We start from the raw sequence: 23,671 nt of genomic DNA, 5'->3' as shown, positions 1-23,671 counted from the left end.
TCGGTGCGAACGTGGCTGCACCACGAATGTGTGCCTCCGGACGATCGAGCAGCGCGGGTCCACTTCCGGTCGATCAAACCCCCGCTCGCACCCACCCCGGCCTCGAAGGGCGCCGCGATCCTCAGTTTGCCCCGGGACTGGCTGGAGCCCGCCCATCTGTTGGAAGCCGGCGGGGTCTTCCCGGAGATGCCCGGGCGGAAAGCCGGACCGAGTTCGCGCGGAGATCGGCCGGTGCGGTCAGGCCGCCACCGTGCGGGCGGCGGCCTGACTCCTTTGCTTGTCAGCTCAGCGCGAACTTCTGGGCCGCGCTGCCGTTGCAGTCGTAGATCTGCAGCCGGGCGCCGTTGGCGGTGCTGCCGCTCGGCGAGTCGAGGCAGCGGCCGGACTGCGGGTTGCGCAACGAGCCGTCGGCCTGCTGCTGCCAGACCTGGCCGCCGACGCCGTTGCAGTCCCACAGCTCGACCTGGGTGCCGTTGGCGGTCCCGTTGCCGTTGATGTCGAGGCAGCGGCCCAGCGTACGGAGTGATCCGTTGCTGTTGTGGAACCAGTGCTGGTCCACCGCGTACGACTGGCAGTCCCACAGCTGGACGGCGGTGCCGTTGCCGCCCGAGTCGTCGGCCGCGACGTCGACGCACTTGCCGCCGGGTCCGACGGTGGCGCCGCCGCCGTTGACCGCGAACTTCTGCGCGGCCGCGCCGTTGCAGTCCCAGATCTGCAGCCGTACGCCGTTGGCGGTGCTGCCGTTGGGCGAGTCGACGCAGCGCCCGGACTGCGGGTTGCGCAGCGAGCCGTCGGCCTGCTGGACCCACTTCTGACCGCCGACGCCGTTGCAGTCCCACAGCTCGAGCTGGGCGCCACCGGCGGTGCCGTTCCCGACGATGTCGAGACAGCGGTTCAGCGTACGCACCGTGTTGTCGGCGAAGTGGGTCCAGTGCTGGTCCTCGGCCCAGGCCTGACAGTCCCACAGCTGGACCCCGGTGCCGTTGACGCCGGTGTCGTCGGCCGCCACGTCCATGCACTTGCCGCCGGGCCCGGTGATGGTGCCCTGCGGGCCGTTCGGCACGTTCGTCTGACCGGAGTAGCCGGCCGCGACGACGTTGGCCTGCACCGCGTTCTCGGCGGCGTCGGTCGGGTAGCCGTAGGTCATCGCGCCCTCGAACCAGGTGCCCCGGTTGCGGTTGCTGTTGTCGCCACCGATCGCCAGGATGATGCCGCCCTCCTGGTGCATGGGCTTGTAACCCTGCTTGTCGGTCGGGAGCGACCCGTTGTACCACGTGGTCAGGCCGCCGGACTGCGAGTTGCCACCCTTCAGCGCGTACGTCGTCTGCCCGTTGTTCTTGAGGACGGCGGTGACGAAGGCCGAGTTGTTGCCCGGGTTGGGGTTGGAGCCGTTGCCGCCCTGGAACATGCCGTTCTCGAGGTCGGCCTCGATCCACGGACCGGAGCCCTGGCACGGCGCGAAGTAGCACGTGGTGGCGATGCTGACCGCGTCCATGTGGCCGTTGCCGGTGTCGTACGGGGTGGACTCCGCGTTGCCGTAGTCGAAGCAGCAGTCCGAGTTGACGTGCGTGCCGCTGGCGACCATGTAGACGCCCTCGGGCTGACCGTTGACCGCCACGCCGGACGCGACGCCGTTGTACCGGTAGCCGACGCCCGGGGTGCCCCAGATGCCGTAGACCTTGTGCCCGCCGGCGGTCACCGCGATCACGCTCGCACCCGCGCCGCGGTCGCCGCTGCCGGCGCCGCCGTTGGGCGCGACCGAGAGGTCGTTGTGCCGGCTGGTCTGGTCCCAGATCTTGGTGATCCGGCAGGTGGTGCCGTTGCAGAAGGCGTCCTGGTCGGCCGCGTTCGCGTAGCCGCCGGCGGCCAGCGTGCCGACGTCGTGGGTGGCGCCGTCGGACGCGCGGGTCACCTGGTAGAGGCGTCCGCCGTAGGCGCCGAACAGCGCCCGGGTGGTGCTGTGCGCGGCCACGCAGGCGGTGCCGTTGGACGCGTAGATGTCGCAGGGACCGGTGCCGGCCGCCTGGGCGGCGCCGGGAAGGCCGGCGAGGAGACCGGCCACGAGGGCCAGCACCGCGCCGAGGCGGGGGATGAGGGACGGACGATGTCTGCGCATGCTGCGCTCCTGGGGAGTGGACGGTGCTGACGTCTGCGAGGGGCCGGCGTCGCAGACATTCACGGATGTCGACACCTGAGCGGGAAGTTACGCCTCGTGCGCGAACACGTCAATAACCGTTCACGGATGTGCGGTTGTGTTCGAAACATCGGGACCTGGCTATTTAGATAGTCATCACCGCAACTTTCGAGTTCGGATGCACGGACACCCCGTCCGGCCTGCCCTTTCGAACCAGATTCACCTTTGACTACCGACGGTAACGTCGAGAAACGGTAAGTAATGGGGAGGGGCGCCGATGACGCACGATGCCGTGACAATCCGGCCGGCCATGGCAAAAGACCTGCCCGGGGTCGTGAAACTGGCGAAGAGACGGGCCCTCGGCGCGACGCCCCGGGACGAGGCCGTGGCGAAAGGATTCCTCGTCTCCGAGTTCGGTTTCGGCGATTATCAGGAACTGCTGGAACGGGCCGAGTACTTCTACGTCGCCCATGCGGGGGACAAACTCGCCGGGTTCGTGGTCGCCTACAGCAAGGACCGCATCCACGGCGACGAGTGGCTCAACGTGCACCTCACCGACTTCCTCGACGACTTCACGGTGATCCGCCAGGTCTGCGTCGGCCCGGACCACACGAGCCAGGGAATCGCCACCGCCCTCTACACGCGGGTGATCGAGCGGAACACCACCGGCTCGATCGCCGCGGCGGTGGTGACCAATCCGGAGAATCGCCCGTCGACGAGCCTTCACCGCAAGCTCGGCTTCCGGCCGGCGGTGTCGATGACCCCGCCCGACGGGCTGCCGCGGACCGTCTGGATCCGGCCGCCGCGCAGCTCGCGGATGCTGGAGCAGCAGTTCCAGCTGGCGATCGACCTCTACAAGCACGAGGACCGGCTCAACTGGCAGAAGCTGAACAACTTCTTCTACGTGACCGTGGGCCTGGTCGCCCTGTGCGGCATCTCGCTCGGCATCAAGGACGGCTCGCGCGGCGTGGTGCTGCTGTTCACCGGAATCCTCGGCACGGTGTCGGCGCTCGCCTTCTCCACCACGCTCAGCACGGGTGTCTTCTATCTTCAGTACCGCAAGGAGGCGATCAAGCATCTCGAACGCATCGTGGAGATGCGCGGCGGCTCGATCGTCCTCTTCGGCCGGCGCGGCACCTCGGCCCGGCGAAACGCGATCCTCGCGCGCTCGCCGAGCAATTTCATCCTGGTCGGCATTCCGGCATCGGCGGCGATCGGCTGGATCTGCCTCACCGTCGTGGAAGCCGTGGGACTTCTGACCTGAACAGGTGTGATAGACACCCAGCGTGCAAGATACTTTGGAGTTCCCCGACCTGCTGCGGCTGATCGACGACCGTTCGACGGCCTTCCGCGCGGCGATCGCCTCGGCGTCCACCCTCGATGTGCAGGTGCCGACCTGCCCCGAGTGGACCTTGTACGACCTGGCGCGGCACATCGGCGAGGGCCGCCGGGCCTGGGCCGCCACCGTCGCGGCCGGCCCCGATGCCACGGCCAAGGCCACACCGCAGGGCGACACCGCCGCGCCCCGCGAGCGCGAGGCCCTCCTGGCCTGGCTGGCCGCGTCGACCCAGCAGCTGCTGGACGCGTTGCGCGAAGCCGGCCCGGACCGCGGTTGCTGGACGTGGTGGGGCAGGTCGCAGTCCCCGCAGACCGGCGCCGCCGTCGCCCGGCGCCAGCTCCACGAGATCGCGGTGCACACCTACGACGCCCAGCTCACCGTGGGCGCGCCGCAGCGGCTGCCGGACGAGGTGGCCGTCGATGGGGTCGAGGAGTTCCTGCTCACCATCTGCACCACGACCGTCGCCTGGCCGCATCGGCCCGCGGTTGTCGATTACCACGTCACCGAGGGCCGCTCGTGGCGTAATTGGCTCTCGGGAGAGGGGGCGCGGGTCGCCCGCCTGTCCAGGCCCGGTGAAACCCCCGCCGACGCCTCTGCCGAAGGGCCGGCCCATGAGCTGGTCCTCGCGTTCTACGGACGCATGCCGCTGGACTCCCTGAAGCTCGACGGCGATCGGCAGCTCTTCGACCAGCTCGTGGACTGGGATCCGGAGCGGTAAAGCGCGACGGTGCCCGACCACGGCACCGGTCACGAAGCGGGAGCGGCCGTCCTCCGCGACCAAGCGCGAAGCGCCCACCACCACCGAACTGTCTCCAGCACCGGGAGTCCCTCGGCCGGCGTGCCGAAGCCGGTCAGATCCTGCAGCCGCCGCAAGCGGTAACGGACCGTATTGGGATGCAGATGCAGGGCACCCGCGGTCAGGTCCAACCGCTGGCCGTGGTCCAGGTAGGCGACGGCGGTGGCGACCAGCTCACGGTGGAAGTCTTCGCCGGGGGAGAGGGCGGCCAGCAGGTTGTCGCTCAGGAACGACGCCAGCATCGGCTGGGCGGCCAGCGCGGTCTCGCCCGCCAGCTCGACCACGTCGCAGATGCCGGTGGACTCGCGGGCCCGGGCGGCGTGCAGCGCGGTGCGGCCCAGGCGGTACGCGGAACGGGCCTGGTCGAGCGGCACCGGCGGGGTGGTGACGACCAGGACGGCCGGGTCGAGGGTGCGGCCGGTGGGCACCCGCGGGGTCAGGCCGCTCAGCCGGCCGCCGACGGGGGCCAGGACGCCGCCGCAGCGGGAGAAGGCCTCCTCGAGGGCGCGGACCCGCACCGGGTCGGCCACGTCGGTGACCACGCAGTGGTACGTGCCGCCGGCGTGCAGGCCGAAGCGGGCCGGATCCTCCTCGGGGGCCGCGGGGGCGCCGTCGTCGTCGAGCAGCAGGCGGCGCAGGACGCGGATGCGGGCGGTGCGGTCGTCGCGGTTCAGCTGGCGCTCGGCCTGGCGGTAGCCGTCGATCACGTGACGTTCGAGCTCGGTGCCGTAGCGGTCGAGCTTCAACAATGCCTGGAGCAGCTCGTCGTACGGGATGCCGGATTCTCGCCCGCGGTTGATGGCGATCTCCAGGAGCCGGCTTCGTCCGCCGTGGACGCCGGCCATCAGACCGGCCACCGGCACGCCCAGCGCGGCCCGCTCGGCGCCGAACCGGTGGGCCTCGCTGAAGTCGAGATCGGAGCCGAAGTCGTCCTCGGCGGCGGCCCGCTCGAACGCGGCGAACCCGGCGGCCAGCAGCGCGGCCACGTGGCGGCGGCTCTCCGCCCAGGGCAGGCGGGCCACTTCGGGGAACTGGGCCCGGGCCGAGGCGACGACGTCGTCGACCAGCTGCGCGTCCTGGGACATGTCGCGCACGAGCGCCGCCACGGTGCCGGTCAGCACGGTGGGTCCGGTTGTCGGCGGGACACAAGGAGCGGCTCAGGCATTGGGTGCGGCCCTCTATCGACGTCGGTCGTTGGCTTGTTCCCATTGTGTTACTGAAAAGTAACAGCCGCGACCCGTGTTGTGGAACCTCTCGGGAGAATCCTGCCATGACCGTACACATCGGACCACTGCGCACCATACTCGGCGTTCTGATCGCGATTCTCCCCCTAGGCGTGAGCCAGCCGGCGGCCGCACAACCGGGCGCCGCCCAAGCGGCGCTCCAGGAAGTCATGTTCGTCGGCAACAACTGGGACGGCACGGTCGACGTGATCCATTCGCGCGGCGACTTCGCCAAGATCGGCCGGATCAACGTCGTGCCGGACAAGACGCAGCGACTGCTGGAGATCTATTTCAACCCGATCAAGCTGGCCTACTACCTCGGCATCCAGCAGGGGCCGGGCGAGGGGCACGACCAGCTGGTGGACGACATGTACACGACGCCGGCCGGGGACGCGCTGGTCGTCTCGCGGCCGAGCTTCGCCGACGTGGTCTCGATCGATCTCGCCACCGGCGCCGTCCGCTGGCGTTTCGCCGTCTCCGGCTACCGCGCCGACCACATGGCGGTCGCGCCCGACGGCAAGTCGGTGGCGGTCTCGGCGTCGACCTCGAACACGGTGCACGTGCTGGACATCGTGACGGGCCGTCAGCTCGGCTCGTTCGGGGCCGGGGACAAGCCGCACGAGAACATCTTCACCCGCGACGGCCGCTACCTCTGGAACATGTCGATCGGCGAGGTGAACACGTCGCTCGACGATCCCTCGCAGGACTGGACCAAGGGGGACCGGCACATCACGATCGCGGACACGAGGACGTACGGGGTGGTCCGCACCGTCGACATGCGGGCTCGCCTGGACGCGTTCGGCCGCAAGGACCTCTCCGACGCGGTCCGTCCGGCCGTCTTCACCCCGGACGAGTCCAAGCTGTACTTCCAGGTCTCGTTCTTCGGCGGCGTGGTCGAGTACGACGTGGCCACCGACAAGGTCACGCGGGTGAAGGCGCTGCCGCTCAACCCGGCCACCAACCCGGACCGGACGACCTGGGTGAACGACTCCCGCCACCACGGCCTGTCGATCAGCCCGGACGGCTCGAAGCTCTGCGTGGCCGGCACGATGGACGACTACGCGACCGTGGTCGACCGGGCGACGCTCACCCCGGGACCGCTGGTCACCGCGAGCAAGCCGTACTGGGCCACGGTGAGCGGGGACGGCCTCGACTGCGTCATCTCCGAGTCGGGCGCCGACCGGGTCTCGGCGATCAGCTTCGCCACCGGGCAGCGCGTGGCCACGGTGGCGGTCGGCGACCATCCCCAGCGGGTCCGGATCGGGCACATCCCCACCGGCTGGTCCGCGCCATAGAAAAGGGCCGCCCCGCGGAATGCGGGGCGGCCCTTCTGGAACGTCAGGAGGCGTTGACCAACTCGCGTTCCGGCTCCTCGGTGATGGCGGCCGCGGCGTGCCGGCCGCGAGGCCGCATGAAGCGCGGCGCCCACCAGTTGGCCGGGCCGAGCAGCGTCATCAGCGACGGCAGCACGACCGCCCGGATGATCGTGGCGTCGAGCAGGATCGCCGCCGCCAGGCCCACGCCGAGCTGCTTCATGTCGATCGTGCTCAGCGTCGCGAAGATCGAGAAGACGGCGACCATCACGATGGCGGCGCTGCTGACCGTGCCGGCCGAGCCCGCGATGCCGTCGGCGACCGCTTCCCGGGTCGGCACCCCGCGGTTCACCGCCTCCCGGATCCGGGAGACCACGAAGACGTGGTAGTCCATCGACAGGCCGAACAGCACCACGAACAGGAACAGCGGCAACCAGGTGACAATCGCGCCGGTCGAGGTGAAGCCGAGCAGCCCCTCGGCCCAATGGTTCTGGAACACCACGACCATCAGCCCGTACGCCGCGCCGGCCGACAGCAGATTCAGCAGGATCGCCGTGCCGGCCACCACGACCGACCGGAACGTCCAGGCCATCACCAGGAACGTCAGCGCCAGCACGAAGCCGGCCACGATCGGCAGCGTGTGCCAGATGTGCTTGGCGTAGTCCTCGTTCTCGGCGACGCCGCCGGCCACCGCGTACTTGGCGCCGGGGATGGATCCGAGCGCGGCCGGGGCCAGCGTCTGCCGCAGCTCGTGCAGCGAGTCGGCAGCCTTGTCACTGCGCGCCGAGAACGGCGTGGCCAGATTGAGCACGGCGACCGTGCCGTCGGCCGAGACGTCGATGTCCGGGCCGGTCGTCTCGAGCGGGGCGAACAGCGGGTCGCCCTCGGTGCTGCCGGCCAGCTTGGTCAGCGCGGCCTTGACCGCGCCGGCCTCGGCGGCCGGTGCCTGCACGGCGACGATGTGGGTGGTGCCGTTGCTCGGGTACGCGGCGGTCAGCCGGTCGTACGCCTGCATCGCCGCCGTCGTCCGCGGCAGGTCCTCGGTCCCCGGGAACTTGAGCTTCATGCCCAGCGCCGGTGCCGCCAGGGCCAGCAGCGCGAGGACGCTGACCACGAGGGTCGCGGCCGGGCGCCGGAGGGCGGGCGACAGGATCTTGCGCCAGACCCGGCCCTCGCCGCCGCGGCCACGCAGGCGCCAGATCAGCGGCACCCGTGGGCGGTCGACCCAGCGGCCGAGCTTGGCCAGCAGCGCGGGCAGCACGGTCAGCGAGCCGATCACGGCCACCGCCACGACCAGGATCGAGCCGGTCGCGAGCGAGGAGAACGTCGAGTCGCCGGCCAGGAACAGGCCGGCCATCGCGATGATCACGGCGGTGCCGGAGACGACGACCGCGTGGCCGGACGTCTCGGCCGCGATCTCCACGGCGTCCACGTGCCCGCGGCCCTTCGCCCGTTCCTCGCGTTCGCGGCGGACGTAGAACAGCGAGTAGTCGACGCCGACCGCCATGCCGATCAGCAGGATCACGCTGCTGGTGGCGTCGCCCATCGGCACCAGGTGCGAGGCGAGCGTGGACAGGCCCATGGCCGCCGCCACCGACATGAGCGCCAGCAGCACCGGGATGCCGGCCGCGATCAGCGCGCCGAACGCGAGGATCAGGATGGCCAGGGTGACCGGCAGGCTGAGGATCTCGGCCTTCTGGAAGTCCTTGCCGAGCGTGTCGTCGAGCGCCTTGCCGATCGACGGCCCGCCGACCTCCTCGACACGCAGCTCCGGGTGGGCGGCCTGCACCTCGGCCGTGGCCGCGAGCAGCGGCGCGACCCGGTCGGAGGCCGTGTCCGGGTCGCCGGACATGGTGATCGGCACGAGCAGCGCCGTCCCGTCGCGGGCCGGGACCGGGTCGCCGACCTTCTCGACGCCGGTGACCGTGCGCATCTTGGCGGCGGCGTCCTTCGCGGCGGCCTTGGCGGCCGCGTCGTCGAGCTTGCCCGAGCGGGCGGTGATCAGAACGTTGTCCACGGCCGGCTCGTCGGTGAACTTGCCGTCCTCGATCATCACGTAGGCGCGGCCGGACTCGCCGATCGCGTCGTCCTGCGCGGTCGCCTCGCGCGTCCCGGCGGCGTTGCCACCGACGAAGCACACCGCCACGAAAACCACCCATAGCGCGATCGCACGCCACGGGTGCTCGGCGCTCCAGCGCGCCATGCGTACCGTTACCGGCCGCTTCCCCATCTGGGGCCCCCTGCCCTCGGATTTCTGTGTCGAAGCTGAAGTTATGCAGTGGGGGAGCTGCGAACATCGGGGTCGGACCCCGGTCCGCCCCGGATCCGGTGCGGCCGGGATACGCGTCGGATCGCCGACTCGGCGGGCGCGTAAAGCGGACTTTTCGCCGCGAAAACCGGCGCCGACCCCGAGATCGGCTCAGGGGCTTTCCCCGAAAACTGTGTGAGGACCGACACGGTCGGTTCCCGACCGAGTTGGTCCATAACCGTCTAGGCTGGTCCGCATGCCGCGCCCGACCAAGCAGCAGATCGAGGACGAGATCCTCGAGACCGCCGCCGCGCTCTTCGCCCGGCACGGGTTCAAGGAGACGTCGATCCAGCGGGTCGCCGACGCGGTGGGCTACTCCAAGACCGGCCTGCTGCATCGCTTCCCGACCAAGGAGGCGTTGCAGGACGCGGTGGTCGAGCGCGCGCTCGCCGACATGCGGGCGATCGCGACCGAGGCCGAGGGCATGCCGGTCGGGCCCGGGCGCGACCGGGTCGTGCTCGGCGGCGTCGCCCGTCTCGCGGTCAACCGGCCCGGCGCCGTCGCGCTGCTGCTCAGCGGCTTGATGAGCGCGCCCGACAGCGAAATGCTCCAGCAGGTCGGCGCGGTCGTGTTCGCCGCGTTCGGGGTCGCCGACCCCGCGTGCGCCATCGACCTCGACACGCCCCGCCTGCTGCGCATCGTCGGCGCGCTGGGCGCGCTGGCCGTGACCGCCGTCGCCTGCCAGGACAAGGTCGACGCCGGCCACCTCGTGGACGTCAGCTACGACGCGCTCGGCCACGAGCGCTGACCCCGGAAGCAGAGGACCCCCCTCATGGCAACGCTGCTGCACCGCCTCGGACTGGGCGCCGTCCGGCACCGCCTCCTGGTCACCGTCGTCTGGCTCGCCGCGCTGGTCGCGGTCGGGGTCGGCGCGGCGACGCTGTCCGGCGCGACGGTGAACTCGTTCTCGATCCCGGGCCAGGAGTCGACGACCGCGCTCGACCTGATGAAGCAGCGCTTCGGCGACGCGTCGGCCGGGGCCACCGCCCAGGTCGTCTTCGCCGCCCCGGCCGGTGACAAGGTCACCTCCCCGCTGAACGCGGCCCGGATCACCGAGACCGTCGCCGCGCTGGGCAAGCTGCCGGGCGTGGTCTCGGCCGGCAACCCGCTCGACCCCAAGTCGCCGGTCGTCTCCCGGGACCAGTCGGCCGCGTACAGCACGGTCACCTACGGCGTGCAGGCCTCCGAGATCACCGCCGACGAGCGCGACGCGCTGCTGACGGCCGTCGACCAGGCCCGGGCCGGGCAACTGACGGTCGAGGTGCGCGGCGAGGCCGCCAAGGAGTCGGGCGCCGACGTGGGCGGCCCGGCCGAGGGCATCGGCGTGATCGTGGCGCTGCTCGTGCTCGCGCTGACCTACCGCTCGCTGGTCGCCGCCGGGATGAACCTGCTGACCGCGGTCGTCGGCGTCGGCATCGGCGCGCTCGGCATCGTGACACTGACCGGCTTCGTCGAGCTCCAGTCGACGACCTCGATCCTGGCGGTGATGCTCGGCCTCGCCGTCGGCATCGACTACGCGCTGTTCATCATCACCCGGTTCCGGCAGGAGCTCAGGCGCGGACTGGCGGTGCCCGAGGCCGCGGCCATGGCGGTCGGCACGGCCGGCTCGGCGGTCGTGACCGCGGGCCTGACCGTGGTCATCGCGCTGGCCGGCCTGTCGGTGGCGGGCATCCCGTTCCTCACCGAGATGGGCCTCGCGGCGGCCGGCACCATCGTCATCGCCGTCCTCGTCGCCGTCACGCTGGTGCCGGCCATCCTCGGCTTCATCGGCGTGCGGGCGCTGCCGAAGAAGCTGCGCGGCGCGCCGCCGGTCGAGCACCCGGGCGAGGAGACCGGCCGCGGCTTCATCCGGGCCTGGGGCGACACCGTCACCACGCGCCGCTGGGCCAGCCTGATCGTCGCGGTCGCCGCGCTCGGCGTGATCGCCATCCCGGTGACGAAGATGCAGACCTCGCTGATCCAGAAGGAGGTGCCGGGCAGCACGATGGCCAAGGCCGACGCGCTGATCGCCGCCCGGTTCGGCCCCGGCTTCGCCGGACCGCTGCTGGTGCTGGTCGACGGCGCGGGCTCCACCTCGTACGCGGCAACCGTCCAGCAGCAGGTGAGCACCCTGCCCGGCGTGCTGGTGGCCACCCCGCCGCGGCCGAACCCGACCGGCTCGGCGGCCCTGATCACCGTCATCCCGACGAGCGGGCCGGACGCGACGCAGACCGTCGACCTCGTGCACGCCATCCGCGACAAGGTCGCCGACGGGCCGGCCGCCAAGGTCTACGTCACCGGGCAGACGGCGATCAGCATCGACGTGTCGCAGAAGCTCAACGCCGCCCTGCCGATCTACCTCGGGCTCGTCGTCGGCCTCGCGTTCGTGCTGCTCGTGCTGGTCTTCCGCTCGATCCTGGTGCCGGTCGCCGGTGTGATCGGCTTCCTGCTCACGATCGGGGCCGCGTTCGGCGCCACGGTCGCGGTCTTCCAGTGGGGCTGGCTCGCCGACGTGGTCAACGTCAAGGTCACCGGGCCGCTGCTGAGCCTGTCCCCGATCATCATCGTCGGCATCCTGTTCGGCCTGGCCATGGACTACATGGTGTTCCTGGTCTCGCGGATGCACGAGGCCCACGCGCACGGCGCCGCACCACGCGACGCGGTGGTCACCGGCTTCCGCCAGGCCGCGCCCGTGGTGATCGCGGCCGCCACGATCATGTTCTCGGTGTTCGCCGGCTTCGTGCCGCAGGGCAACGACACGGTCAAGCCGATCGCGTTCGCGCTGGCCATCGGCATCCTGTTCGACGCCCTGGTGGTCCGCATGATCGCCATCCCGGCGGCGCTGGCGCTGATGGGCCGGGCGGCCTGGTGGATGCCGCGCTGGCTGGCCAAGCTCCCGGCTCTCGACGTCGAGGGCGCGGCGCTGGAGCACCGGGCGCCGGCCGAGAAGGCGCCTGTCTCCTAAACCAAGCCCTGTCTCCTAAACTAAGCGGAGAATGCCCTCTTCACCTGTTATGCGACGAATATTCGGAACAAAAGCGGGCGAATCCCCAGCGTGACCGCCGTCCGTCTTGCTGCAATTGGGGAATGCGGCCGGATCATGCAGCGGAACTGAGCGAGCTACCCGACGGCGAGGTCCGGGCTGCGCTCGAAACGTGGCGCTCGGGGCTCGTCGACCTCACGGACGCCAACCGCCTGCTGAATTTCGGCCGGACCCCGTCCGACGCCGTCGAGATCTCCGGGCCGTCGCCGAAGTCGCTGCTCAAGGTTCTCCAGGAGGACGGCGCCTTCGGCTTCCCCGGCGACGACGGCGACGACCAGCTGCCGGTGCTGCGCACCGACCTCGACGAGGAGCACCTGGGCGCGCTGCTGCACCGCTTCTACCGCCGGTCCCGGCAGGAGCTGCTCGACCGGGGCGTGTGCTCGCTCTACCTCGCCGTCGGGATGCTGCACTGGACCGACGACCGCAATACCCCGTACCAGAGCCCGATCTTGTTGATTCCGGTGGAGATCGACCCGGCCGGCCCGGTCCTGCGGGCGCGCGGCGACGACCCGATCGTCAACCCGGCCCTGGCGTTGCGGATGAGCCCGCTCGGCATCGAATTGCCCGAGGTGAGCGCCCTGGCCGACCTCGACGTCACCGTGCTGTGGGCGCACATCGACGTCGCCATCGGCGAGCGGGCCGGCTGGTACGCGGACGAGACCGTCGTGCTGAGCGCGTTCGGCGTGCACCGCGAGTCGATCCACGCCGACCTGGTCGAGAGCGAGCCGCACATCGTCGAGCACCCGCTCGTGCGCGCATTGGCCACCCGGGACGCGGTCCGCGCCTTCGCCTTCGAGCCACCCGACGCCACCCTGATCGACGAGATCGCCCCGGCCGAGGAGGCGCCGCTGCTGCTCGACGCCGACGCCGGCCAGCGGGCCGCGGTGGCCGCCGCCGTCGCCGGGCGCAGCTTCGTGCTCGACGGCGCCCCGGGCACCGGCAAGTCGCAGACGATCGCCAACATGGTCGGCTGCCTGCTGCACGCGGGCAAGCGGGTGCTGGTCGTCTCCGAGAAGGCCGCCGCGCTCGACACCGTGCAGCGCCGGCTGGCCGGGGCCGGGCTCGGCAACTACCTGCTGCCCCTGCACAGCGACCTGACCGGCCGGCGCGAGGTGGCGGCGGCCCTGACCGAGGCGCTGGACACCGACCCGGTGCCGCTGGCGACCATGGATCCGATCGACCGGCGGGCGGTGCGGGAACGGCGCGAGCGGCTCGGCGCGTACGCGGAGTCGATGAACTGCATCCGGCAGCCGCTCGGCCGGAGCCTGCACGACGTGATCGGCATCTGCTCGATGCTGCATGCCGTTCCCGCCGCGCCGGTGCCGGCCGAGATCCCGGCCGAGCTCACCGCGGAGGCGCTCGACCAGATCCGCGACGCCGTCGGCCGGCTCGGCCGGCTGCGCAGCGAGACCTACCTGTGGCGGGACGCGATCGAGCGGGAGCCGATGGAGGGCCGGCTGAAGCTGGCGATGACCGCGCTCGGCACCCTGGCCGAGGCGGTGGTCGGCAACTCCGCCGTGGCCGACGCGTTCGACCTGCACGAGCCGGCCGGCGCGGCCACGCTCGCGGCGCTGGCCGCGCACGCCGGGCACCGGCCGGGCGTGATCGTCGAGGAGTGGCTGACGGTCGAGAGCCTGCAGCCCGTGCAGGAGGCCGCCACCGACCTCACCCGGCACCTGGCCGCGCTGCGCTACGGCGGCATCCCGTGGGCCGACCTGCCCTCGGCCGCGGAGCTGACCAGCGTCCCCGACCTGGCCCACCTGACGCCGGCCGGCATCGACCTGCGCCCGCTCAACGCCGCCCAGGCCGAGCACCTGGCCAACAAGTTCGCCGAGGAGGCCGACCGGCTGGAGACCCGGCAGGAGGCCCTCGACCGGGTCACCGCCCGGCTCGGCCTGCCGCACGTGGTGAGCTTCCCGGACTCGCGCCGGGTGATCACCATCGCCGAGCTGATCGGCCGGGACACCAAGCCCGAGGCGGCCTGGTTCGCCGAGGGCGGGATGGCCGCCGCGCACGCCGCGGTGCGGGCGCTGCGCCGGGCCGTCGACGCCGTCAACGCCGCCGAGGAGCAGGCCCGCCGGCACTTCGACGAGGGCGTGCTGAACGAGCCGATCGAGGAGATGGCCGAGCGGCTCACCGCCCGGCGCGGCCCGCGCAAGCTGCTGCGCACCACCCGCAAGGCCAAGAAGGCCGCGATCGAGGCGGCGCTGCCCGAGGTCACGCCCGAGGACGCGGTCGCGAACGTGGAGGACGCGGCGGCGTGGAAGGCGGCGCTCGACGAGCTGGAGGCGCTCGCCGACGAGCACGCCGACATCCTCGGCCGGCACTGGGACGGGATGGACACCGACTTCACGGCCGTCCAGGAGGCGCTGCACACCGCCGACGAGGTGATCCGGGAGACGCCGCCCGACGCGCTCGCGGCCGTGGTCGTGCACGTCACCGCGCCGCGGCCGAACAACGCGCTGCTGCGGATCGTCGGGGAGGCCCGCGAGGAGTTCGACCGGTTCCGCACCACCCTGCGCGAGGCGCCGGCCCGCGCGCCGCGGCCCGAGCTGGGCGAGGGCGCCATCCAGGACGCGGTCAACTGGCTGCGCGCGCACGTCGCCCCGGTGCGGGCCGCCGCCGAGATGCTGCGGGCGTACGGCGGGCCGACCGGGCGCGGCGACCTCACGCTCGCCGAGGCGGTCGAGATCGCCCAGCAGCGGCAGGCCGCCGTCGACGCCGAGGCCGCGATCTGGGCCAGCGCCGGCCCGCACGCCGCCGTGCTCGGCTCGATCTACCGCGGCACCAAGACCGACGACGAGCTGATGAACCAGATCGTGGTCTGGACCGCCGAGGCCCGCCGCCTCTACACCGGCCACGACGCGCCGCTCACCCCCGAGCAGGCGCACGCGATCGCCGAGAGCCAGGCCAGCGAGGGGCTGGCCGGGGCGGTGGCGGGCTGGGAGCACGCCCGCGAGCAGGTGCTCGAGGCGTTCGGCCCGGACCGGCGGATCGAGCTGACCACCCACCTCGGCGACTACGACGAGGCCCGGGACCTGCTCGTCGAGCTGCTGCACGACGCGGCCGGGCAACAGGAGTGGTTCGTGCACCTGGACGCCCGGGCGGTGATCCTGCAGTACGGGCTGGGCGAGGCGCTCGAGTTCTGCGCGGCCGGCGGGATCCCGCCCGAGCGGATCTGGCCCGTGCTCGAGCGCGCGATCTACCGCGGCTGGGCCGACCAGATCCTGCGCACCGACGGCGGCCTCCAGCCGATCGACGCCGAGGAGCGGGTGCACCTCGTCGAGGTCTTCAAGCTGCTGGACAACGAGCTCGGCGCGGCGGCGCTCGCCGACATCGTGTACGCCGTCGAGGCGCGCCGCCCCTCGGCCGCGACCACCGGGGAGCCGGCCCTCATCCGTCGTGAGGGCAGCAAGCGGACCGGGCATCTCGCCGTACGGGATCTGATCGCCCAGGCCCGCCACGCCGTGCAGGCGCTCAAGCCCTGTTTCCTGATGTCACCGCTCGCGGTGAGCCGGCTGCTCCCGCCGGAGATCGAGTTCGACGTGGTGATCATCGACGAGGCGTCCCAGGTGACCACCGCCGACGCCATCAACTGCGTGTACCGCGGCGACGCGCTGATCGTCTCCGGCGACGAGCGGCAGCTGCCGCCGACCACCTTCTACGACAAGGTGGAGGACGACGTCACCGACTTCCCGTCCATCCTCGACCTCGCCCGGGAGACCTTCCCCACGCTGGAGCTGGGCTGGCACCACCGCAGCAAGCACGAAGCCCTGTTCGCCTTCGCCAACCTCGCCTACTACAACGGGAAGCTGGTCAGCCTGCCCCGCGCCTACGCCCGGGAACCCGACCACGGCGTGCAGCTCTACCCGGTCGACGGCATCTACCACCGGCTCACCACCTCGGACAACCCGATCGAGGCCGAGGCGGTGGCGGCCCGGGTGCTGCACCATCTCACCCACCGGCCGGGCAAGACGCTCGGCGTGGTCACGCTCTCGGTCGCCCAGGCGGACGCGATCGACGACGCCGTACAGCAGATGATCGCCGAACATCCCGAGCTGTCGTTCGACGACGCCGACCGGCTGGACGGCTTCTTCGTCAAGAGCCTCGAGGCGGTGCAGGGCGACGTGCGGGACGTGATCATCCTGTCCGTCGGCTACGGCTACGACGAGCACGACAAGATCAGCACGAACTTCGGGGTGCTCAACCGGCCCAAGGGCTGGCGCCGCCTCAACGTCGCCATCACCCGGGCCCGGCAGCGCGTCGAGGTGGTGTCGTCGATCCACGCGTCCGACGTGCAGGACATGGGCAACGAGAGCATCCGGCATCTCAAGGCGTTCCTCGAGTACGCCGAGCGCGACGCCGCCACCCTCGGGCGCGACGTGTCCGACCGCGAGGGCATGACCGCCTTCGAGGAGTCGGTGCTGGCCACGATCAAGGGCTGGAACTTCGCCGTGCGGCGTCAGATCGGCGCGGCCGGGCATCTCGTCGACATCGGCGTGCTGCACCCCGATCACCCCGACGAGGTGTACGCGCTGGGCATCGAGTTCGACGGGCCCGGTTACCGCCGGATCGCCTCGGCCCGCGACCGGGACCGGCTGCGCGAGCAGGAGCTGCGCGACCTCGGCTGGCACATGCACCGGATCTGGTCCACGTCCTGGTACGCCGACCAGCCGGCCGAGGCGGGACGGCTGCTCGCCGCGATCCAGCGGGCCCTCGCCGACCCAGCGCCCGGCTTCGACCGGCACCCGCAGCGGGGCTGGCACACGCCGCCGCATGCCTCTCATCCCGCCTCTCACCCCGCCGGGCCGTGGCCGCCGGTCGAGCCCTACCGGCCCGTCGGCCGGGAACTCATGCCCCCGGCCTCGTCCGACCTGGACATCTAGCCCTGACTCTGGCCCTGGCTCTCCAACGCCTCGGCCCGGGCCCGCTCGAACGGGTCGCCGTACTCGTGGATGGCCCGCCGGGCGAAGGCCTGCTGCACGGTCGCGACCCGCTCGGAACGGCCGCGGCCCAGGAAGCTGACCGCCCAGTGCAGCACCGCGGTCACCCGGTTCTTGAAGCCGACCAGGTAGAGCAGGTGGACCGCCACCCAGATCAGCCAGGCCAGGAAGCCGTCCAGGCGCAGCTTGCCGATGCTGGCGACGGCCGAGAACCGGGAGATCGTGGCGAGGCTGCCCTTGTCGAAGTACTTGAACGGCTTGCCCGCGGGCTTGCCGGCCAGCCGCCGCTTGATCGCGTCCGCCGCGTACCGTCCGCCCTGGATCGCCACCTGCGCGACGCCCGGCAGCTGCTGGCCGTGCTCGTCGTCGAGGTTCATCATGTCGCCGAGCACGAAGATCTCGGGGTGACCCGGCACGGTCAGGTCGGGCTCGACGAAGATGCGCCCGGCCCGGTCGGCCTTCGCCCCGGCCGCCTCGGCCAGCTTGCGGGCCAGCGGGGGAGCGGAGACGCCGGCCGCCCACACCTTGGTCATCGACGGGATGCGCTCGTGGCCGCGCTCGGTGTCGACCTCGATGCCGGTCGCGTCGACGCCGACCACCTTGGTGTTGAGCTCGACCTCGACGCCGAGCAGGTGCAGCTGGCGCAGCGCCCGGGTCGACAGGTGGTCGCCGAACGTGTTGAGCACCGCCGGCAGCGCGTCGACCAGGATGATGCGCGCCTTGCGCGGGTCGATGTGCTTGTACTGCCCGGGGAGCGTGCGGTGGGCCAGCTCGGCGATCTGGCCGGCCATCTCGGTGCCGGTCGGGCCCGCGCCGACGACCACGAAGGTCAGCCAGCGGTCGATGTCCTCGGGGTCGGTCTGCAGGTCGGCGATCTCGAACGCGCCGAAGATGCGGGCGCGCAGCTCGAGCGCGTCGTCGATGTTCTTCATGCCGGGCGCGTGGTCGGCGAACCCGTCATTGCCGAAGTAGGACTGCGCGGCGCCGGCGGCCACGATCAGCGAGTCGTACGGGACCTCGTAGTCGATGCCGGGACCGCGCACCGACACGATCTTCCGGTCGACGTCGATGTGGCTCGCCCAGCCCAGCCGTACGTCGACGTTGTCCTGCCGCCGCAGCACCTCACGGATCGGGGGCGCGATCTCGCCCTCGGAGAGGATGCCCGTCGCCACCTGGTAGAGCAGGGGCTGGAAGAGGTGGTACGCCGTCCCGTTGATCAAGGTGATGTCGACCGGGGCGTTCTTGAGCGCCTTGATGGCGAAGAGACCGCCGAAACCCGCGCCGATGACCACCACACGATGCCGCTGCATCATCACTCCTGTCGATCGCTGTTCCGCCTAGTACAGCGCCCTGATCTGCGTGATTATGCCGTGAGTATCGACACCGTGACGGGCCCGGAGTGGAACATCACTCCGGGCCCCTGCCACGTTTGAGGCGTGTTTACGGCGCCCAGACCAGGTTCGGGTTCACGTGGCCGGTCCAATCGAAGGTGGCCATGTTGTCCCAGCCGTCGCCGGTGCCGTTGATGTTGGCCGGATCCCAGCCGTTGCCCTTGATCGCGTACCAGGTCGGCTCCCAGTAGAAGACCCCCACCGCGCCGGCGTTGCGCGCGGTGTTCTGCACCCAGGTGAACTCCTGCGCCTGCCCGGCCCAGCTCGCCGGGATGTTGTCGCAGAGCGTGGTGCCCGGGATCGAGTTCGACTGGCTGTCGGCGTTCGCGGTGGTGAACTGGTACGCGGTCTCGGCGATCACGACCGGCTTGCCGTACCGGGACTTCACGTCGGCGATCACGTTGTAGAGGTTGGCCAGTGTGCCGTGCCACATGCAGTAGTACGACAGCGCCGTGACGTCCCAGCTGACGCCCTGCGCCCGGATCCCGTCGTAGAACCAGCGGGCGTTCGCGTCACTGTCCGCGTCGGCCGTGTGGATCCACACCTGGGTGCCGCTGTTGCAGGCCTTGGTGGCGTTGTACCCCTGCTTCAACAGCCCCGCCACCGGCGCGAAGTTGTTGTTGGTGACCTTGCCGTTGGGCCACAGCATGCCGACGTTGATCTCGTTACCGATCTGCACGCTGTCGGGCGTGGTGCCTTGCGCCTTGAGGGCGGTGCAGACGTCGTACGTGTAGCTGTAGACATCGCTCTGCAGCTGGCTGAGCGAGTGTGATGCCCACGCCGCAGGCGGATATTGCTTGCCCGGGTCGGCCCAGGTGTCGGAGTAGTGGAAGTCGATGAGCAGCTTCAGCCCCTTGGCCTTGATCGCCTTGGCCTGCTGGAGGACCTTGGCCTTGTTGTTGTAGCCGCTGGCCGGGTTGTTCCAGATGCGCAACCGCATGTAGTTGGCGCCGGCTGCCTTGAGGATGTCGTAGGGGTCGGCGGCCGAGCCGGCCTTGTTGTAGTACTTGGCGCCGAGATCGAGGCTGCGCTGCAGCGTCGAGACGTCGGCGCCGAGCATGGTGAGGGTGTTGGCGGCGTGCGCGGGGGTGGTGGCGGTGAGGGCCGGCAGGACCGCTAGGACGAGGGCGGCTGCTACGGCTCTGAGGGACGGTTTCATGGCGCTCCTTCGTTTCGGAAAGGGCGACCGGCGACGGGGATCGCCGGAGTGTTGCCGTGCCTTATCGCGAAATGTCTGGCGCTGGCGCGCCCGACATTTCTGATTTGTCGGGCATGGCCCGGCCGGTGGGTGATCGGCCGGGCCATGCCCGGGTTGGGGCAGGCGGGGGAGCGTCCTGGGGAGGGTGGAGGGGCGGTGGACGGCGGCGAGCTGTGGACGACGGCCGGAAAGTGTCAGACCCGGGTGGTTGATTGGCCCCCACCCAACGGGCGGGGCCGGGTCTGTGGACCGGGGCTGGACCTAGGGGCGGGGTGGCCTGAGGAGGGGCAGCAGGCTGTGGACGGCGGCGGGAAAGTGTCAGACCCGGGTGGTTGATTGGCCCCCACCCACAAGGGCGGGGGAGGGAGACGCGACGGGCCGGGGCGTTGATTGGCCCTCACCCGCGAGGGCGGGGGAGGGAGACGCCGACGGGCAGGAGCGGGATGCCGGCCGGGCTCGGGATGAAGCGGGACGAGGTGGGCCCGGTCAGAACGGATGTGACCTGCCCGGGTGCGTAGAGGTAAGCAGAGCTGAAGACCCGCCTCCGGGGGCGCGCAAAGGTGAGCAGACCTGACGCGGCCCGCGTTCGGGGGCGCGTGGAGGTAAGCAGAGCGAACGGCCGCCGATCGGACGGTGCGCGCTCCCCTTCGCAGATCTTGGAGAGTTGCTGCGCTGGGCGAGCACAAACTCTTCAAGATCTGGCGCGGACGGGCCAGAAGCTGGTAGAAATGGGGTAAATGTCGGGTAGAGGGTGGGCCGGCCGACCGCGATGTGGGCGCCGAATTCAGAAGGCGGGACGGGGGTTCGGCAGCGGGGAGACGACGGGGCATCGGATCCTCCTGACCACTCGGGCGACGACATGACGCGGCCGTGAAAAGGGCGGGAATCGATGGCCGGGGAGGGCCGGGGACGGCCGGAGAGGGCCGGGGAGGGCCTCAGGCGGGGGAGCTGCCGGCGGGCGAGGAATCCCGCAGGACCAGCGTCGTGGGAACGGTGATCGAGAGCGGCGTCCGGCCGTCGATCACGTCAGTAAGGAGGCGGACCATCTCCTCGCTGATGCGATCCAGCGGGTGCCGCACGGTGGAGAGCGGCGGATCCAGCGTCGCGGCCAGGCCGGAGTCGTCGAAGCCGACCACACGCACGTCGGTGGGGACCTGGCGGTGGGCGTCGCGCAGGATCGGGAGGGCGCCGGCGGCCATGGCGTCCGAGGCGGCGAAGACGGCGTCCAGGTCGGGGGCCTGCTCCAGCAGCGTGCGCATGGCGGCGGCGCCGCTGGCTCGGCCCCAGTCGCCGTGGACTATGCGGGACGGCTCGACCGGGATGCCGTGTGCCAGCAGGGCCTCGGTGTAGCCCTGCAAGCGGTCCACGCCGCCGGCCGTGTCCTGCGGGCCGGTGATGGTGGCGATGCGGTGGCAGCCGGCGGCGATCAGGTGCTCGACCGCGGAGCGCCCGCCGGAGCGGTCGTCGGCCATCACCGAGCTGATCGACTGTTCGTAGCCGAGCACGCGGCCGCAGGCGACGATCGGGACCTCGGCCTGCACCAGGTGCGACAGCAGGGGATCGCCGGAGTGCGGGGAGACCAGCAGCACGCCGTCGACGTGGCCGCCGGAGAGGTAGGCGATCGTGCGGTTCCGCTCGTCGGGGGTCGACGCGATCATGAGGATCAGCGTCAGGGAACGGTCGGAGAGGGCCTGGGCGACGCCGCGCAGCAGGACCGAGAAGTTGGGGTCCTCGAAGAGCAGGTGCTGCGGCTCGGTGAGCAGGAACGCGATCGACCCCGACTTGCCGGTGGCCAGCGAGCGGGCGTGCGGGTTCGCCGTGTAACCGGTCCGGGCGATGGCCTCCCGCACGGCGCGCACCGCCTCGGGGCTGACCCACTCCCGGCCGTTCAGGACGCGGGAGACGGTCGCGTAAGAGACCCCGGCCTCGCGCGCCACGTCGCGGATGGTGGGCCGCTTGCGCCCCGTACCGGGCGGTGTCGGCACGCTAGGGATCATAGTCATCAGGCCTTCACCGCGCCCGCGCCCAGGTCGACCCGCCAATATCGCTGGAGGCCGAGGAACAGGGCGACCAGCGGCACGATCGACAGGAGCGCCCCGGTCACCACCGAGATGTACATGGCCGGCTGGTTCGCGCCCTGGTTCAGCAGGCCGTTGAGCCCGACCGTCAGCGGGTAGAGCCGATCGTCGCCGAGCATGATGTAGGGCAGCATGAAGTTGTTCCAGATCGCCACGAACTGGAACAGAAAAACGGTCACCAGGCCCGAGCGCATCATCGGCAGCGCGACGGTGCCGAAGGTGCGCCAGTCCCCGGCGCCGTCGATGTGCGCGGCCTCGAGGACCTCGGTCGGTATGGCGGCGGCCGCGAAGATCCGGCACAGATATATCCCGTACGGCGTGATCATGCTCGGCAGCAGAACGGACCAGTACGTGTTGGTCATCCCGACCTTGGCCAGCAGCAGGTATTGCGGAATGGCCAGGATGACGCCGGGCACCAGCACGCCGGCCAGGATCAGGTTGAAGACCAGCCGCTTGCCCGGGAACGTGTACTTGGCCAGCGCGAAACCGGCCATCGCCGAGACCAGCGTCGAGCCGGCCGCGCCCACGCCGGCGTAGAGGGCGGTGTTCGCCATCCACCGCCAGTAGAGGCCGCCGCGGTACGCGCTGAGGTCGCCGATGTTGTCGAACAGGTGGGTGCTCGGCTTGAGCGTGAACGTCGAGAACAGCTCGCCCGAGCTCTTGGACGACGCGATCAGCACCCAGAGCACCGGGAACAGGCAGTAGACGGCCCCGAGCAGGAGCAGGATCGTCGCGCTCGGGCTGATCCGGCGGTTGCCCCGGCGCTGCCGCGGCGCGGCCGGCACGGCGGTGGTGGCCGGGACGGCGGGGACGACGGTGGAGACGGTCATGTCAGTCCTCCTGGTTGAAGGCCCGGTTCCCGACGAGCTTGAGGAACCCGAAGGACAGGACGAAGGTGGCGACCGCGATGATCACCGAGGTGGCGGCGGCGAGGTAGACGTCGTTGCGGGTGAACGCGTCCCGGTACACCTTCATCAGCGGCGTCCAGGTCGTCGAGATCGTGTTGCTGAGCGGCCGCAGCGTCATCGGCTCGGCGAAGACCTGCAACGTCGCGATCAGCGAGAAGACGAACGTCATGATCAGCGACGGCATCACGATCGGGATCTTGATGCGCCAGGCGATCTGCACGTCCGAGGCGCCGTCGAGCCGGGCGGCCTCGAACAGGTCGGTGGGGATGGCCCGGAGCGCGGTGTAGAGGACGATCATGTTGAAGCCGGTGCCGCCCCACACCGCGATGTTCGCCACCGCGTACAGGACCCAGGAATCGGACAGCAGGTCGGGCGGGGTCATGCCGACCGCCTGGAGGGCGTCGGTGATCGGGCTGACCCGGGGCAGGTAGAGGAAGCCCCACAGCAGCGAGGCCACCACCGCGGGCACGGCGTAGGGCAGGAAGATCGAGGTGCGGGCGAACGTGCCGACCCGGGTGCGGCCGGCGTCCAGGAGAAGGGCCATCACCAGGGCGAGACCCAACATCACCGGAACGACGATCATCCCGTACGCGCCGACGCGCTCGACGCTCGGCCAGAAATCCGGGTCGGTGAGCGAACGCGTGTAGTTGGACAGCCCGGCCCAGATCTCGGTCCGGGCGCCCTTGCCGAGGCCGAGCCCGCTCACCTTCACCCGGCGCAGGCTCAGGTAGGCGGCATAGCCGATCGGCGCGGCCAGGAACGCGACGAAGAGGATGAGCGCGGGCGCGAGGAACGTGTACGGGATCCCGGCGCGCCGGCCGCCGCGGGTCGCCTGTCTCGGCGTACGTGTGCTGGTGGGAAATGCCGTCACGGCCCGTCCCCTTCCGTCAGTGCTTCCGGGGCGGGGGGGGGGGGGGGGGGGGGGACGGGGGGGGGGGGGGGGGGGCAGGGGGAGCTCCGGAAGGGTGTCTCCTCTTTGTTCCGGTGGGTGGTTTCGCGTCGGGGCAACACGTCCCCC

At 71.0% G+C, this 23,671-nt stretch carries 14 protein-coding genes; 6 read left to right on the top strand and 8 right to left on the bottom strand.

Going from position 1 to position 23,671, the window contains the following annotated elements; genetic code table 11:
- Positions 1-280: 280 nt before the first annotated feature.
- Entirely contained in the window at positions 281-2,116 is a 1,836-nt protein-coding gene (locus ACZ6TB_RS43430; protein ID WP_465565963.1) for an arabinofuranosidase catalytic domain-containing protein, read from the bottom strand.
- Positions 2,117-2,411: 295 nt separating this feature from the next.
- Here ACZ6TB_RS43430 and ACZ6TB_RS43425 point away from each other — a divergent pair, with 295 nt between their 5' ends.
- Together ACZ6TB_RS43425 and ACZ6TB_RS43420 are read left to right on the top strand one after the other, a co-directional pair.
- On the top strand, positions 2,412-3,398 hold the full coding sequence (locus ACZ6TB_RS43425; RefSeq protein WP_465565960.1) for a GNAT family N-acetyltransferase: 987 nt from the start codon (positions 2,412-2,414) through the stop codon (positions 3,396-3,398).
- A 22-nt stretch (positions 3,399-3,420) separates the two neighbouring features.
- Complete coding sequence (locus ACZ6TB_RS43420; RefSeq protein ID WP_465565958.1) at positions 3,421-4,191, top strand: maleylpyruvate isomerase family mycothiol-dependent enzyme; 771 nt, start codon at positions 3,421-3,423, stop codon at positions 4,189-4,191.
- A 29-nt stretch (positions 4,192-4,220) separates the two neighbouring features.
- On the opposite strand, the gene ACZ6TB_RS43415 is transcribed toward ACZ6TB_RS43420, so the two are convergent.
- Positions 4,221-5,390 carry an RsbRD N-terminal domain-containing protein gene (locus ACZ6TB_RS43415; RefSeq protein WP_465565955.1) on the bottom strand — a complete coding sequence of 390 codons (1,170 nt, stop codon included), beginning with the start codon at positions 5,388-5,390 and terminating at the stop codon, positions 4,221-4,223.
- Between the two features lie 149 nt (positions 5,391-5,539).
- On the opposite strand from ACZ6TB_RS43415, the gene ACZ6TB_RS43410 reads away from it, so the two are divergent.
- Positions 5,540-6,787: a YncE family protein gene (locus ACZ6TB_RS43410; RefSeq protein ID WP_465565952.1), complete on the top strand. Its 1,248-nt coding sequence runs from the start codon at positions 5,540-5,542 to the stop codon at positions 6,785-6,787.
- Between the two features lie 43 nt (positions 6,788-6,830).
- Here the strand turns inward: ACZ6TB_RS43410 and ACZ6TB_RS43405 are convergent, their stop codons facing one another.
- On the bottom strand, positions 6,831-8,951 hold the full coding sequence (locus ACZ6TB_RS43405; RefSeq protein ID WP_465565949.1) for an MMPL family transporter: 2,121 nt from the start codon (positions 8,949-8,951) through the stop codon (positions 6,831-6,833).
- A 358-nt stretch (positions 8,952-9,309) separates the two neighbouring features.
- On the opposite strand from ACZ6TB_RS43405, the gene ACZ6TB_RS43400 reads away from it, so the two are divergent.
- From ACZ6TB_RS43400 to ACZ6TB_RS43390, 3 genes are all read left to right on the top strand, one after another.
- Positions 9,310-9,861 (top strand): TetR/AcrR family transcriptional regulator, encoded by a 552-nt coding sequence (locus ACZ6TB_RS43400; protein ID WP_465565946.1) that lies wholly within the window; start codon positions 9,310-9,312, stop codon positions 9,859-9,861.
- 24 nt (positions 9,862-9,885) lie between these two features.
- Entirely contained in the window at positions 9,886-12,057 is a 2,172-nt protein-coding gene (locus tag ACZ6TB_RS43395) for an MMPL family transporter (RefSeq protein WP_465565943.1), read from the top strand.
- Between the two features lie 122 nt (positions 12,058-12,179).
- Positions 12,180-17,021: a DUF4011 domain-containing protein gene (locus ACZ6TB_RS43390; protein ID WP_465565940.1), complete on the top strand. Its 4,842-nt coding sequence runs from the start codon at positions 12,180-12,182 to the stop codon at positions 17,019-17,021.
- Here the strand turns inward: ACZ6TB_RS43390 and ACZ6TB_RS43385 are convergent.
- The 5 genes from ACZ6TB_RS43385 to ACZ6TB_RS43365 all read right to left on the bottom strand — a co-directional run bounded on the left by ACZ6TB_RS43385 (position 17,018) and on the right by ACZ6TB_RS43365 (position 23,524).
- The gene (locus tag ACZ6TB_RS43385; RefSeq protein WP_465565937.1) at positions 17,018-18,388 is read right to left on the bottom strand and encodes an NAD(P)/FAD-dependent oxidoreductase; all 1,371 of its coding nucleotides are present in this window, start codon (positions 18,386-18,388) and stop codon (positions 17,018-17,020) included. The genes ACZ6TB_RS43390 and ACZ6TB_RS43385 overlap by 4 nt on opposite strands.
- A 130-nt stretch (positions 18,389-18,518) precedes the next feature.
- Positions 18,519-19,628, bottom strand: coding sequence for a glycoside hydrolase family 53 protein (locus ACZ6TB_RS43380; protein ID WP_465565934.1), 1,110 nt, complete (start codon positions 19,626-19,628; stop codon positions 18,519-18,521).
- 974 nt (positions 19,629-20,602) lie between these two features.
- Positions 20,603-21,664 (bottom strand): LacI family DNA-binding transcriptional regulator, encoded by a 1,062-nt coding sequence (locus ACZ6TB_RS43375; protein WP_465565989.1) that lies wholly within the window; start codon positions 21,662-21,664, stop codon positions 20,603-20,605.
- 5 nt (positions 21,665-21,669) lie between these two features.
- Complete coding sequence (locus tag ACZ6TB_RS43370; RefSeq protein ID WP_465565931.1) at positions 21,670-22,575, bottom strand: carbohydrate ABC transporter permease; 906 nt, start codon at positions 22,573-22,575, stop codon at positions 21,670-21,672.
- Position 22,576: 1 nt separating this feature from the next.
- Positions 22,577-23,524 (bottom strand): carbohydrate ABC transporter permease, encoded by a 948-nt coding sequence (locus ACZ6TB_RS43365; protein WP_465565928.1) that lies wholly within the window; start codon positions 23,522-23,524, stop codon positions 22,577-22,579.
- Positions 23,525-23,671: the final 147 nt, after the last annotated feature.

The organism is Actinoplanes sp. NPDC051537 (assembly GCF_055586105.1).
The sequence above is the reverse complement of the archived record's forward strand: the minus strand, read 5'-3'. Positions and strand labels throughout refer to the sequence as shown.

Excerpts from the sequence above, each read along its gene's own strand:
- ACZ6TB_RS43430 (WP_465565963.1), bottom strand. The coding sequence starts at position 2,116 with ATGCGCAGACATCGTCCGTCCCTCATCCCCCGCCTCGGCGCGGTGCTG.
- ACZ6TB_RS43390 (WP_465565940.1), top strand. The coding sequence starts at position 12,180 with ATGCGGCCGGATCATGCAGCGGAACTGAGCGAGCTACCCGACGGCGAG.
- ACZ6TB_RS43395 (WP_465565943.1), top strand. The coding sequence starts at position 9,886 with ATGGCAACGCTGCTGCACCGCCTCGGACTGGGCGCCGTCCGGCACCGC.
- ACZ6TB_RS43375 (WP_465565989.1), bottom strand. The coding sequence starts at position 21,664 with ATGATCCCTAGCGTGCCGACACCGCCCGGTACGGGGCGCAAGCGGCCC.
- ACZ6TB_RS43385 (WP_465565937.1), bottom strand. The coding sequence starts at position 18,388 with ATGCAGCGGCATCGTGTGGTGGTCATCGGCGCGGGTTTCGGCGGTCTC.
- ACZ6TB_RS43380 (WP_465565934.1), bottom strand. The coding sequence starts at position 19,628 with ATGAAACCGTCCCTCAGAGCCGTAGCAGCCGCCCTCGTCCTAGCGGTC.
- ACZ6TB_RS43400 (WP_465565946.1), top strand. The coding sequence starts at position 9,310 with ATGCCGCGCCCGACCAAGCAGCAGATCGAGGACGAGATCCTCGAGACC.
- ACZ6TB_RS43370 (WP_465565931.1), bottom strand. The coding sequence starts at position 22,575 with ATGACCGTCTCCACCGTCGTCCCCGCCGTCCCGGCCACCACCGCCGTG.
- ACZ6TB_RS43410 (WP_465565952.1), top strand. The coding sequence starts at position 5,540 with ATGACCGTACACATCGGACCACTGCGCACCATACTCGGCGTTCTGATC.
- ACZ6TB_RS43425 (WP_465565960.1), top strand. The coding sequence starts at position 2,412 with ATGACGCACGATGCCGTGACAATCCGGCCGGCCATGGCAAAAGACCTG.